Here is a 13,344-nt window from a genome sequence, read left to right on the forward strand (position 1 = left end):
AAGGCAAAAAAAGGCCCGGTAGCGTCAGCGCTTACCGGGCCTTTTTATTATCCAGGGCGTCAGGCCGGGTCAGGTGAAACCATCACCCGGCTTTTTAACATCACTCGCCCTGCGTGGCGCTCTCAATCGTCAAGCGCACGTCCGAGGTAATCAGCTCTGCGAGCATCTGGTAAACCTTCAGCGTCTCTTCCGGCTCGGCATCGCCCGTATCGCTGATGAAGCCTTCATCACGCAGCGTCAGTACCAGAGAACTAAAGACTGCTTTGTCGAAGAATTCAGGGGCGTTAATGCCGTGCAGAACGGACAGGCGCTGGGCCAGCGTCCGGCTTTCTTTCTCCAGCGTACCGCGGTTGATGGACGGGTTCGCACTCAGCAGCCAGAACGTAATGGCGTAGCGCTGCAGCGTTTCACGCGCACCGGCCGCCAGCAGCTGCAAGGTACGGGAGCGTGACGGATTGATGTGCAGCTCGTCGTTTGAAACAGCGATCAGCCCCTGGCGACGCATCTCTTCCGTCATCTTATCCAGTTCTGTCGCCAGCTCATCCTTACTCCAGCGCAGGAACAGCTCCGCTTTCAGCATCGGATAGATGGTCTCAAGATGGCGCAATAGCTCCTGACGGGAGATATGACGATGCTGGGTAATAATGGCGGCCATGAGCGACGGCAGCATCAGCATATGCGTGATGTTGTTGCGGTAGTAGGTCATCAGCACCGCCTGCTCGCGCGGCAGAATGATGATGTCGCCGATCGTGTCCTTTTCGACTTCAAACTTGTTCATCTGAAGCGCGTGATCGATAAGCTCACTGGCGGTCGCAGAAGGTACGGTCGAATCAACCGAATACGGCACGTTCCGCATCATATCCAGATAGCAATCCAGCTGCTCTGTGAGCTGTTCACGGGTCAGCGAGCGCTGGCGCGAAGCCAGAAGTGCCGTACAGCACAGGTTCATGGCGTTAGCCGCACCGGCGTTGTTAATGCGCACCATCAGCTCGGACGCGATGCCGTTAACCGTTGGCGTCAGCCAGGCCGGACGCACCGCTTCGATAGGATCGATGGACTCGCGCCACTCCGGAACGTGATGGTTCAGGTACGTCATCAGCGGCATCGGCTCGCCGAAGTTCACGTAGCCCTGACCAAGATTGCGCAACTTGCTCAAGCCGCGCAGCATCTGCGGCAGGCTCTCTTTCTCTTTGGTCGCGCCACGCAGCTCTTTCGCGTACGTGCCCACTTCCATCACGTGCTCGTAGCCAATGTAGATAGGCACCAGCGTAATCGGACGGGTACCTCCGCGCAGCATGGCCTGGATGGTCATCGACAGCGTGCCGGTCTTCGGATCGAGCAGACGACCGGTACGGGAACGACCGCCCTCCACGAAGTACTCCACGGAATAGCCGCGGCTGAACAGCTCGCCCAGATACTCGCGGAACACGGTGGAGTAGAGCTTGTTACCCTTGAAGGTACGACGAATAAAGAACGCGCCCAGGCGGCGGAAAATCGGACCTGCTGGCCAGAAATTCAGGTTGATACCGGCAGCAATGTGCGGCGGTACCAGCCCCTGATGATAGAGCACGTAGGAAAGGAGCAGGTAGTCCATGTGGCTGCGGTGGCAGGGGACATAGACAATTTCATGGCCATCATGCGCCAGCTGACGCACGCGCTCGGCGTTATGGACGTTGATGCCCTGATAAAGGCGGTTCCACGTAAAGCCGAGAATACGATCGGAAAGGCGAATCATCTCGTAAGAGAAGTTCGCTGCAATCTCTTCCATCAGCGCAATGGCGTTCTGCTGGGCTTTCTCATGCGAAATTTTCTTGCTGCGCGCTTCATCTTCAACGGCGCGGGCAATCGCTTTGGAGGCCAGCAGCTTGTTGAACAGATCCTGACGCGCCGGGAGGCGTGGCCCTACGGCAGCGAGGCGCTGACGAGCGAAGTGCATACGCGCCACGCGCGCCAGTTTTTGCGCGATGATCTTGTCGGTGCCGTGCTCGTCCGCCATGCGACGCAGCGAAACGGAAGGGGAGAAACGTACAAAGCTGTCGCGTCCCAGCCAGGAGACCGCAAAGAACTTCTGGATGCCGTTAAGCATGCGCAGCGGCGGGTTCTCTTCACCTTTTTCGCGGCCCGGACGACGACCAAACATCACCGATACCGGCACCATCTGCACATCCAGATCGGGGTTGCTGCGGTGCAGGTCGAGATAGTCATGGAACAGCTTGATGGACTCTTCTTTCGGCGTGTAATAGGTAAACACGCGCGGCCCGCCGTGGATGAACACGTAGCGCGGCAGCAGCGTACCGTCAACTTCCAGCGGTTCAAGCGGATCTGGTAAGTCATGCGCCAGACACTGGGCGCGAAGCGTCAGTAAGTCAGCCTTCGAGTTATAAGGCAAAACGTACATAATGGGACGCGACGTATCGAGCCCCAGTTCCAGCGCGGGTTCTGCTGGGATAGACTTGCTTTTTACCAGGATGCTTAATGGTAAATTAAGTAATTTGTAGTAAATTCGTGGCCAGCCGGACATAAACGATGTAAAGCCTCTGGTTAATAATGCAATTGCGGCGCAAGGATAACAGAAAGCGCGCAAAATTTCTGTTGTTACCCGTCATACTTCAGGCTGTAGCGAAACGCTCTACGGCTCCTGTTACTGACGCTCTTTTTTAAAAAAGGTTCTTTTAATGGCCAATAATACCACTGGGTTAACACGTATCATCAAAGCCGCCGGCTATTCATGGAAAGGTTTCCGTGCCGCATGGGCCAACGAGGCCGCGTTTCGCCAGGAGGGCGTCGCCGCTATCATCGCGGTGATCGTCGCCTGTTTCCTTGATGTTGATGCTATTACCCGCGTACTTCTTATCGGTTCCGTACTTCTGGTGATGATAGTGGAAATTCTTAATAGCGCTATTGAGGCCGTTGTGGATCGCATCGGTTCCGATTTCCATGAGCTTTCTGGCCGCGCAAAAGACATGGGATCTGCTGCCGTATTACTGGCGATTATCACTGCCGTTATCACCTGGGTCACGCTGCTTTGGTCACATTTCCGATGAGCCTCGAGGAATAATTAAGTCCCTGGTTTTTTGTGCAGTTTTTGGTTCCAAAATCGCCTTTGACTGTATATACTCACAGCATAACTGTATATACACCCAGGGGGCGGAATGAAAGCGTTAACGACCAGGCAGCAAGAGGTGTTTGATCTCATCCGGGATCATATCGGCCAGACGGGTATGCCACCTACGCGTGCGGAAATCGCGCAGCGTCTGGGTTTCCGTTCTCCGAATGCTGCCGAAGAACACCTGAAAGCGCTGGCGCGTAAAGGCGTGATTGAGATTGTATCAGGCGCGTCACGCGGTATCCGACTGCTGGTAGAAGAAGAGACGGGCATTCCGCTGGTAGGTCGTGTTGCTGCCGGTGAGCCTTTACTGGCACAGCAGCATATTGAAGGTCATTACCAGGTCGATCCAGCCATGTTCAAGCCGAGCGCTGATTTTCTGCTGCGCGTTAGCGGCATGTCGATGAAAGACATCGGTATTCTTGACGGCGATCTGCTTGCGGTACATAAAACGCAGGATGTGCGTAACGGCCAGGTGGTTGTCGCGCGCATTGACGATGAAGTCACCGTCAAACGTCTGAAAAAACAGGGTAACACCGTTCAGTTGCTGCCTGAAAACAACGAGTTCACCCCAATTGTGGTCGATCTCCGCGAACAGAACTTCTCTATCGAAGGTCTGGCAGTAGGCGTGATTCGTAACGGTGAATGGCTGTAATCTCTTCCTGACAGGCTACGCTTCCGCTGTAGCCTGTTCATCTACCTTTCCCGGTATTTCGCATGTCACTACTGACGGCATCAGATAAGGCATTGTGGCGTCTTGCCCTGCCGATGATTTTCTCCAATATTACCGTGCCTTTACTGGGACTGGTTGATACTGCCGTTATAGGCCATCTTGATTCACCAGTTTATCTTGGCGGCGTGGCGATTGGCGCGACGGCAACCAGCTTCCTGTTTATGCTGTTGCTCTTTTTACGCATGAGCACCACCGGTCTTACCGCACAGGCTTATGGTGCGAAAGATCCGCTGCGTCTGGCGCGCGCGCTGGTGCAGCCGCTGATACTCGCGCTTGGCGCGGGTGCGTTAATCGTTGTATTGCGGACACCCCTGATCGATCTTGCGCTTCATATCGTTGGCGGCAGCGAGGCGGTACTGGATCAGGCGCGACGTTTCCTTGAAATCCGCTGGCTCAGCGCGCCCGCGTCGCTGGCTAACCTGGTTCTGCTGGGGTGGCTACTGGGCGTTCAGTATGCCCGGGCGCCAGTGATTTTGCTGGTGGTGGGCAACCTTCTCAACATTGTGCTGGATATCTGGCTGGTGATGGGCCTGCATATGAACGTGCGGGGCGCGGCGCTGGCGACGGCGATTGCCGAATACGGGACCTTTATCATTGGCTTGTGGATGGTCTGGCGCGTGCTGTCGATGCGCGGGATCTCTCTGGCGCTGCTCAAAACCGCATGGCGCGGCAATATCCGTAAGCTGCTGGCCCTCAACCGTGACATCATGCTGCGCTCGCTGCTTCTTCAGCTCTGCTTCGGCGCGCTGACGGTTTTCGGGGCTCGACTGGGGCCAGAAATCGTGGCGGTCAACGCGATATTGATGACGCTTCTGACCTTTACCGCCTATGCGCTGGACGGTTTTGCCTACGCGGTTGAAGCGCATTCCGGGCAGGCGTACGGTGCGCGAGAAAGCGGGCAGCTTCGGGATGTCTGGCGGGCAGCCTGCCGTCAGTCGGGACTGGTGGCGCTGGCCTTTGGTCTGGTTTACGCCTGCTTTGGTGAGCAGATCGTTGCATTGCTGACGACTATCCCCGCTCTGCGCGAGCTGGCGAGTCACTATCTCCTCTGGCAAGTCATCTTACCGGTGGTCGGCGTCTGGTGTTATCTGCTGGACGGCATGTTTATTGGTGCGACGCGCGGAGCGGAAATGCGCAACAGCATGGCGGTCGCGGCGGCAGGGTTTGGTCTGACGATGCTAACGCTTCCCTGGCTGGGTAATCACGGTTTGTGGCTGGCCCTGGCCGTCTTCCTCTCGCTGCGCGGGTTATCGCTGGCGTTTATCTGGCACCGCCACTGGCAAAACGATACCTGGTTCTCTTCGCGCCACGATATATCGTGACGGTTAAAGATTCCGAATATGAAATTAACTACGGAATCCTTAACTACAATAATTATCACGTCCAGCAGAAAAGAACGTAACGGACGTTACGACCCGACGCTTAACTAAGAGGACACGATGATGAATAAAGACGAAATCGGCGGCAACTGGAAGCAGTTCAAAGGTAAAGCGAAAGAAAAGTGGGGTAAGCTGACTGATGACGATATGACCGTCATTGAAGGTAAACGCGATCAGCTTGTCGGTAAAATTCAGGAACGTTACGGCTACGCGAAAGATCAGGCGGAAAACGAAGTCAAAGACTGGGAAACCCGTAACGACTACCGCTGGTAACGCTGAATAACCCACAGGGCGGCTCCAGGCCGCCTTTTTCTTTTGCCGCTAACGCGGCTTTTTCTTCACCAGGATAGAGTGGTCGTGCTGACACGCGTCCTGATGGCGACAGGCTTCCACCTCCACGCACGCGGAACAGAGCCCGTGCGCTTCAATCACGTTATGACGCAGGGCAAACCCCATTTTCGCTGCCAGCGTATGCATAATGTCTTCCACGCCTTCCGCAGCCTCTTCTTTCACCACGCCGCAGCGGTCACAGATAAACATCGCCGATGTGTGGGTGGGCTGATCAAACAGATGGCACAGCACATAGCTGTTGGTGGATTCCACCTTGTGCACGAACCCTTGTTCAAGCAGGAAATCCAGAGCGCGATAGACCGTCGGCGGCTTTGCCTGCGGCTCGCTTTCGCGGAGCAGGTCGAGCAGATCGTAGGCGCTGATGGCACCCTGCTGCAGGCTCATCAGGCGTAATACTTCAAGGCGCTGCGGAGTCAGGCGCACATTGCGTTGCGCACACAGCTTTTCGGCCTGCGCTAACAGCTCTTTTGTGGACTTATCCATGTAGCACCCCGGATGTTATAGGACGGAAAACCCTCACTTTATCATGTTCTGGTAAAAACGCCGAGATCCGCCAGTCTGTGCTATACCTGACCCATTACAAACCGGGAAATAAACAATGAAAAAACCTGACTGTATTCGGCACTGGCGCGACGTTGAAGGCGCGGATGATTCGACCTATCCCGACAGCGACGAGCTGTTTTCTATCGGCGCCCCGCTGGCTCGCAAGCTTGGGCTCGGGCGTATTGGTATCCATCATGAGCGCCTGCCACCCGGGCGCAGGACGTCTTATCCGCACGCGGAGAGCGACGAAGAAGAGTTTATTTACGTGCTTGAAGGCCACCCTGACGCCTGGATTAATGGCTACTTGTGGAAGCTGGAGCCTGGCGACAGCGTAGGTTTTCCCGCCGGTACCGGCATCTGTCATACCTTTATCAACAACACGGACGACGAGGTTCGGCTCCTGGTCGTTGGCGAGGCCAACAAGAAGCATAACCGCATATACTATCCGCTTAACCCGGTTTATGCCGCTACCCGAGAGGATCGCTGGGTAGACCACCCGCCCCAGTTTTTTGGACCGCATGATGGAAAACCTGGGAAAAAATAATTTCCTCTTCTATAAATATTGAGGGCCGTCACAAAATATAACAGGCCGTAAGGGAGTTTTACTTAGGGATAGAAATAGCGGGTCTTTTACTACTTATTCACAGCAATAGTTCGTTCCTGTTTGGGTGATAACAGACAGGGGTTATTTCATAACAGACTATAACGGGCATACTGTGAAAAAAAATTTTAAATTTTCGGTGGTTAGTATCGCTGTTTCCTTGTTTATGGCAAATCAGGCGGGAGCAGCCAATACCTGGACAGAATCACGAAGCGACGCAATGGGTGGCACTGGCGTTGCCTCCGGGAGCTATGGCAGTGGGGCATTAATCAACCCCGCGCTGCTGGCAAAGGCAAAACCTGACGATGATGTGACGGTCATTTTGCCGTCCGTTGGCGTACAGGTAACGGATGAGGACAATCTTCAGGACGAGATTGATACCATCAACGACAAAATCAATCACTACAAGGATGTGGTTGATAATCTCACGCCAAGAGAAATTATCACCAATCCATTAGGTTCCATTAATCAGTTCCAGGGCGCGGCCAAAGATCTGGCCGATGAGCTGGACTATCTCAAAGGCAAAACCGCACGCGCAACGGCTGGTGCAGGGCTTGCGGTGAGTATCCCTAACGATGTCCTTTCGGTAGCCTTCATGGCGAAAGGCTATGCCCATGGCCGGGTAAGCTCGTCTATCGATCAGCAGGATATTGATTACCTTCGCGGTATTCAACGCAGTAATGTGGTGGCTGCCGGTGTCGCCCTGGACGCTGCGCTGAACGGCACGGATCAGATCACTAAAAACCTCAACTCAACCGCGTCTGGCCGGGCAGCGATTGTCTCAGACTATGGTGTTGCCGTTGCCCGCCAGTTTGACCTCGGCGGCGTCCCTGTTTCCGTGGGCGTGACGCCAAAGCTGCAAAAAACCTGGGTCTATAACTACACCACGTCAATCTACGATTACGACAGTAACAAGTGGAACGACAGCCGCTACCGTACTGACGATACGGGCTTCAACGTGGATGCCGGTATTGCGGCCGATTTCGGCGAACACTGGACCGTTGGCGTGAGCGGACAAAACCTGATGTCGCGCGATATCGACACCAAAGATATCCGTATCCGCAATGGCCGTACGGGAGAAGTGGTGAGCTATAAAGACACCTATCAGATCCGCCCGCTGGTAACCGCCGGTGCCGCCTGGCACAACGACCTGGTGACGCTGACCGCCGATGGCGATCTGACCGAAACCAAAGGCTTCAAGAGCGAAGATACGTCGCAGTACGTGGGTGTCGGTGCCGAGGTGACGCCGCTGAGCTGGCTGGCGGTGCGTGCGGGTTATCGTGCAGACGTGAAGGGTAACGACAGCAACGTCTTTACCGGCGGTGTCGGTTTCGCGCCGTTTAGCACCGTGCATGTTGACCTGATGGGCCTGTACGGTGAAGATGAAACCTGGGGCGCAGGGGCTCAGCTGAGCATGACGTTCTAAAGTCAACCGGAGGCGCTGCGCCTCCGGCTTTTCTTTGTGCTATAGTAGCGCCCCTTTTCCACCAGATGCTTAAAACTTCGCCATGTCGTCAGAATCACAGACCGCTTTCCCCGCACACCGTTTCTCCATTGCGCCGATGCTCGACTGGACGGACAGACACTGCCGCTATTTCCTGCGCCAGCTCTCCCGCCATACGCTGCTGTACACCGAAATGGTGACCACGGGCGCAATTATTCACGGGAAGGGCGACTATCTGGCCTACAGTGAGGAAGAGCATCCGGTTGCCCTGCAGCTGGGCGGCAGCGATCCGGCCGCGCTGGCGCAGTGTGCGAAGCTGGCGGAAGCGCGCGGCTACGACGAGATCAACCTGAACGTTGGCTGCCCGTCCGACCGTGTGCAAAACGGTATGTTCGGTGCCTGCCTGATGGGGAATGCCCAGCTGGTAGCGGACTGTATCAAGGCGATGCGCGACGTCGTTTCCATTCCGGTGACGGTCAAAACCCGTATCGGGATTGACGACCAGGACAGCTACGAATTCCTGTGCAACTTCATCGATACTGTCTCCGGAAAGGGCGAATGCGAGATGTTCATCATCCACGCGCGAAAAGCCTGGCTCTCCGGCCTGAGCCCGAAAGAGAACCGCGAAATCCCGCCGCTGGACTACCCGCGCGTGCATCAGCTGAAGCGTGACTTCCCGCACCTGACGATGTCGATCAACGGCGGCATTAAGTCGCTGGAAGAGGCCAAAGCGCATCTGGCGCATATGGATGGCGTGATGGTCGGCCGCGAGGCGTACCAGAACCCGGGCATTCTGGCGACGGTCGATCGCGAAATCTTTGGCATCGAAGGTTCAGACACCGATCCGGTTGGCGTCGTGCGTGCGATGTACCCTTATATTGAGCGCGAGCTGAGCAACGGTACGTATCTCGGCCACATCACCCGCCATATGCTGGGTCTGTTCCAGGGTATACCGGGCGCGCGTCAGTGGCGCCGCTACCTGAGCGAGAATGCGCATAAAGCCGGAGCCGATATTGAGGTGCTGGAACATGCGCTGCGACTGGTGGCAGACAAGCGATAACTTTCGCTAAAAGTTCGTCAAATTCACCACGCCCTGCGAGTTCTCGCGGGGCGTTTTGCTTTAAGAACAAAACGTTAGCTTTGGCATAGATCTTGTAATGCTTAATGCATTACTCGGGAACTCGTGGGAGAGCACCATGCTGGAACTACTTTTTGTGATTGGCTTTTTTGTTATGCTGTTAGCGACAGGCGTTTCGTTGATCGGCATTCTGGCGGCTATCGTGGTGGCGACGGTGGTCATGTTTATTGGCGGACTGTTTGCGCTGACGATCAAACTGCTGCCGTGGTTACTGCTGGCCGTTGCTGTGGTGTGGGTGATTCGGTCGATTAAATCGCCAAAAGTGCCCGGTTATCAGCGCAATAACCGCTTCCGTTACTAAGGTATTGAGGGGTTCGTCACATAGTTGTAACTTTTCCGGCAGCATGGCTTAGAACAGAATAGGATTTACTTATCGAATCTGTCACTATGACTGCCGTTAAAGAATTCATCGTGCTGTACCCTACATACAGCCGAACTAAAAAAAGAAAGGGCTTCCCACGGGAAGCCCAATTTCTTTTTGGGGCTCAGGGAATCAACAGGCTCGACCCCTGCGTCGCCCGGCTCTCCAGCACCTCATGCGCGCGCTGCGCATCGGTCAGCGCGAATTTCTGCGCATCTGCCACGTCCACTTTGATGACACCGCTGGCGATCAGCGAGAACAGCTCGTTGCTGGCTTCTTCAAGTTCTTCCCGGTTGGTGATGTAGCCCTGCAGGGAAGGGCGCGTGACGTACAGCGAACCTTTCTGATTCAGAATACCAAGATTCACGCCGGTGACAGCGCCTGACGCATTGCCGAAGCTCACCATCAGCCCACGACGCTGCAGACAGTCCAGCGACGCTTCCCAGGTGTCTTTCCCAACCGAGTCATACACGACGCGCACCTTTTTGCCGCTGGTGATCTCCTTCAGCCGTTCGACAATGCTCTCTTCACGATAGTTAATCACCTGCCAGGCGCCCGCCTGCAGCGCGCGCTGCGCTTTTTGGGCATTGCCCACGGTGCCGATCAGTTTTGCGCCCAGGGCTTTTGCCCACTGACAGGCGATGAGCCCGACGCCGCCCGCCGCGGCATGAAACAGGAACTGCTCGTCGGGTTTAATTTCATAGGTTTTACGCAGCAGGTAGTAAACCGTCAGACCTTTCAGGAACGAGGCCGCCGCCTGTTCGAAGGAGATAGCGTTAGGCAGCAGGGCGGCTTTATCCGCCGGGACGTTGTGGACGGAGCTGTAAGCGCCCAGCGCCGACTGCGCATATACCACGCGGTCGCCCTCTTTAATATGCTTAACCGCGCTGCCCACTTTGACGACGACACCGGCTGCCTCGGTGCCCAGTCCGCTCGGCATCGACGGAGGCGGGTAGAGCCCGCCGCGAATATAGGTGTCGATGTAGTTTATGCCTATGGCTTTGTTTTCAACCTGCACTTCGTTTTCGCCAGGCGCGGTGGGGGTGAACTCCACCGCTTTGAGTACGTCTGGCCCACCGTGTTTCTGGAATTCAATGCGCGTTGCCATGCTCCCTCCGTAAGAAAAATATGGTAATCTTTCGACCCACTCTTTATCTCGGTAACTCCATTCACTATGGCAGGAAACAAACCCTTCAACAAACAGACTGAACCTCGCGAGCGTGATTTCCAGGTCGCAGGGTTAAAGGTCCCGCCGCACTCGATTGAAGCGGAACAGTCGGTGTTGGGCGGTTTAATGCTGGATAACGAGCGCTGGGACGACGTCGCCGAGCGCGTCGTGGCGGAAGATTTCTACACCCGCCCGCACCGCCACATCTTTACCGAAATGGCGCGTCTGCAGGAGTCGGGCAGCCCGATCGACCTGATCACGCTCGCGGAATCACTGGAGCGTCTTGGTCAGCTCGACAGCTGCGGTGGGTTTGCCTATCTGGCGGAACTGTCAAAAAACACGCCTAGTGCGGCGAACATCAGCGCTTATGCCGATATCGTGCGCGAACGTGCCGTCGTCCGTGAGATGATCTCGGTGGCGAACGAGATCGCCGAAGCCGGTTTTGATCCGCAGGGGCGCACCAGCGAAGACCTGCTTGACCTTGCCGAGTCCCGCGTTTTTAAAATCGCCGAAAGCCGCGCCAACAAAGACGAAGGCCCAAAAAATATCGCCGATGTGCTCGACGCCACCGTCGCCCGTATCGAACAGCTGTTCCAGCAGCCGCACGATGGCGTCACCGGAGTGAATACCGGCTATGATGATTTGAACAAGAAAACCGCCGGCCTTCAGCCGTCGGATTTGATTATCGTCGCCGCGCGTCCGTCGATGGGTAAAACCACTTTTGCGATGAACCTCGTCGAAAATGCGGCGATGTTGCAGGATAAGCCGGTGCTTATCTTCAGTCTTGAGATGCCCTCCGAGCAGATTATGATGCGTTCTCTGGCGTCGCTGTCTCGCGTGGATCAGACCCGCATTCGTACCGGCCAGCTCGATGATGAAGACTGGGCGCGCATCTCCGGCACCATGGGCATTCTGCTGGAAAAACGGAACATCTATATCGATGACTCCTCCGGCCTGACGCCGACGGAGGTTCGTTCCCGCGCGCGTCGTATCGCCCGCGAACACGGCGGCATCGGCCTCATCATGATCGACTACCTTCAGCTGATGCGCGTCCCGTCGCTTTCAGACAACCGTACGCTGGAGATTGCGGAGATTTCCCGCTCGCTCAAGGCGTTAGCCAAAGAGCTGCACGTGCCGGTGGTCGCGCTGTCGCAGCTGAACCGCTCCCTGGAACAACGCGCCGACAAGCGCCCGGTCAACTCCGACCTGCGTGAATCCGGCTCCATCGAGCAGGATGCCGACTTAATCATGTTTATCTACCGTGATGAGGTTTATCACGAGAACAGCGACCTGAAAGGGATCGCCGAAATTATTATTGGTAAACAACGTAACGGCCCAATCGGAACGGTGCGTCTGACCTTTAACGGACAGTGGTCGCGTTTCGACAACTATGCCGGTCCTCAATATGATGATGAGTAATTTCTAAGGAATTCAAATGCAAGCGGCAACTGTTGTTATTAACCGCCGCGCTCTGCGACACAACCTGCAACGTCTGCGTGAACTGGCGCCTGCCAGCAAGCTCGTTGCAGTCGTGAAAGCGAACGCTTACGGACACGGTCTTCTTGAGACCGCGCGAACGCTCCCCGATGCCGATGCCTTTGGCGTCGCCCGTCTTGAAGAAGCCCTCCGCCTGCGCGCGGGGGGGATTACCCAACCGATTCTTCTCCTCGAAGGTTTTTTCGAAGCCAGCGATCTGCCAACCATTGCTGACCAGCATCTGCACACGGCGGTACACAATGAAGAACAGCTGGCCGCACTTGAAACCGCCGAGCTGAGCGAGCCGGTGACCGTCTGGATGAAGCTAGACACGGGCATGCACCGTCTGGGCGTGCGTCCGGAAAGCGCGGAAGCGTTTTACCAGCGTTTATGCCGGTGCAAAAACGTGCGCCAGCCGGTGAATATTGTCAGCCACTTCGCCCGTGCCGATGAGCCCGAGTGCGGTGCAACCGAGCGGCAGCTGGATATCTTTAATACCTTCTGCGAAGGCAAGCCGGGGATGCGCTCGATCGCAGCTTCCGGCGGGATCCTGCTGTGGCCGCAGTCGCACTTCGACTGGGCGCGACCGGGCATCATTCTTTACGGCGTGTCGCCGCTGGAGAATAAACCCTGGGGACCGGACATGGGTTTCCAGCCGGTCATGTCGCTGGTCTCTAACCTGATTGCCGTGCGCGAACACAAAGCCGGTGAGCCGGTGGGCTACGGCGGCACCTGGATCAGCGAGCGCGACACCCGCCTCGGCGTCGTGGCGATGGGCTATGGCGACGGCTATCCGCGCGCTGCACCCACGGGTACGCCGGTGCTGGTCAACGGTCGCGAAGTGAAGATCGTTGGCCGCGTGGCGATGGACATGATTTGTGTCGATCTGGGGCCTGAAGCCCAGGATAAGCCCGGCGACGATGTGGTGATGTGGGGGGAAGGTTTACCCGTTGAACGTATTGCTGAAATCACGAAAGTAAGTGCTTACGAACTTATTACCCGCCTGACGTCTCGGGTGGCGATGAAGTACGTCGACTGAAACGT

The 13,344-nt window shown here is 56.1% G+C and carries 13 protein-coding genes; 10 read left to right on the forward strand and 3 right to left on the reverse strand.

Features of this window, described 5'->3' with window-relative positions:
- Positions 1–100 precede the first annotated feature (100 nt).
- A complete protein-coding gene (gene plsB / locus PUP35_RS01385) occupies positions 101–2,521 on the reverse strand; it encodes a glycerol-3-phosphate 1-O-acyltransferase PlsB (RefSeq protein WP_115876928.1) in 2,421 nt (806 codons plus the stop codon).
- 154 nt (positions 2,522–2,675) lie between these two features.
- Here plsB and PUP35_RS01390 point away from each other — a divergent pair, with 154 nt between their 5' ends.
- The 4 genes from PUP35_RS01390 (at position 2,676) to PUP35_RS01405 (ending at position 5,491) form a co-directional block, all read left to right on the forward strand.
- Complete coding sequence (locus PUP35_RS01390) at positions 2,676–3,044, forward strand: diacylglycerol kinase (RefSeq protein ID WP_111964212.1); 369 nt, start codon at positions 2,676–2,678, stop codon at positions 3,042–3,044.
- Positions 3,045–3,152: 108 nt separating this feature from the next.
- On the forward strand, positions 3,153–3,761 hold the full coding sequence (gene lexA / locus PUP35_RS01395; protein ID WP_111964211.1) for a transcriptional repressor LexA: 609 nt from the start codon (positions 3,153–3,155) through the stop codon (positions 3,759–3,761).
- 62 nt (positions 3,762–3,823) lie between these two features.
- Positions 3,824–5,161, forward strand: a complete 1,338-nt coding sequence (gene dinF, locus PUP35_RS01400; RefSeq protein ID WP_274241734.1) for an MATE family efflux transporter DinF — start codon at positions 3,824–3,826, stop codon at positions 5,159–5,161.
- A gap of 120 nt (positions 5,162–5,281) precedes the next feature.
- Positions 5,282–5,491, forward strand: coding sequence for a CsbD family protein (locus PUP35_RS01405; protein ID WP_024906712.1), 210 nt, complete (start codon positions 5,282–5,284; stop codon positions 5,489–5,491).
- A gap of 48 nt (positions 5,492–5,539) precedes the next feature.
- On the opposite strand, the gene zur is transcribed toward PUP35_RS01405, so the two are convergent.
- Positions 5,540–6,052 (reverse strand): zinc uptake transcriptional repressor Zur, encoded by a 513-nt coding sequence (gene zur, locus PUP35_RS01410; RefSeq protein ID WP_008503369.1) that lies wholly within the window; start codon positions 6,050–6,052, stop codon positions 5,540–5,542.
- A gap of 115 nt (positions 6,053–6,167) precedes the next feature.
- Between zur and PUP35_RS01415 the strand changes: the two genes are divergently transcribed.
- The 4 genes from PUP35_RS01415 (at position 6,168) to pspG (ending at position 9,596) form a co-directional block, all read left to right on the forward strand.
- Positions 6,168–6,656, forward strand: a complete 489-nt coding sequence (locus PUP35_RS01415) for a cupin domain-containing protein (RefSeq protein WP_127729258.1) — start codon at positions 6,168–6,170, stop codon at positions 6,654–6,656.
- Positions 6,657–6,828: 172 nt separating this feature from the next.
- Complete coding sequence (locus PUP35_RS01420; RefSeq protein WP_115876924.1) at positions 6,829–8,139, forward strand: conjugal transfer protein TraF; 1,311 nt, start codon at positions 6,829–6,831, stop codon at positions 8,137–8,139.
- An 82-nt stretch (positions 8,140–8,221) separates the two neighbouring features.
- Complete coding sequence (gene dusA, locus PUP35_RS01425) at positions 8,222–9,217, forward strand: tRNA dihydrouridine(20/20a) synthase DusA (RefSeq protein ID WP_274241739.1); 996 nt, start codon at positions 8,222–8,224, stop codon at positions 9,215–9,217.
- Positions 9,218–9,353: 136 nt separating this feature from the next.
- On the forward strand, positions 9,354–9,596 hold the full coding sequence (gene pspG / locus PUP35_RS01430) for an envelope stress response protein PspG (protein WP_115876922.1): 243 nt from the start codon (positions 9,354–9,356) through the stop codon (positions 9,594–9,596).
- A 184-nt stretch (positions 9,597–9,780) separates the two neighbouring features.
- Here pspG and PUP35_RS01435 read toward each other — a convergent pair whose 3' ends face one another.
- Positions 9,781–10,764 carry a quinone oxidoreductase gene (locus tag PUP35_RS01435; protein WP_133293585.1) on the reverse strand — a complete coding sequence of 328 codons (984 nt, stop codon included), beginning with the start codon at positions 10,762–10,764 and terminating at the stop codon, positions 9,781–9,783.
- Positions 10,765–10,830: 66 nt separating this feature from the next.
- On the opposite strand from PUP35_RS01435, the gene dnaB reads away from it, so the two are divergent.
- Both dnaB and alr read left to right on the forward strand, forming a co-directional pair.
- Complete coding sequence (gene dnaB / locus PUP35_RS01440; protein WP_023310046.1) at positions 10,831–12,243, forward strand: replicative DNA helicase; 1,413 nt, start codon at positions 10,831–10,833, stop codon at positions 12,241–12,243.
- A 16-nt stretch (positions 12,244–12,259) separates the two neighbouring features.
- The gene (gene alr, locus PUP35_RS01445; RefSeq protein WP_115876921.1) at positions 12,260–13,339 is read left to right on the forward strand and encodes an alanine racemase; all 1,080 of its coding nucleotides are present in this window, start codon (positions 12,260–12,262) and stop codon (positions 13,337–13,339) included.
- The last annotated feature ends 5 nt before the right edge of the window (positions 13,340–13,344 follow it).

Source organism: Enterobacter sp. S-33 (assembly GCF_028735835.1).
Classification (GTDB): Bacteria; Pseudomonadota; Gammaproteobacteria; order Enterobacterales; family Enterobacteriaceae; genus Enterobacter; species Enterobacter vonholyi.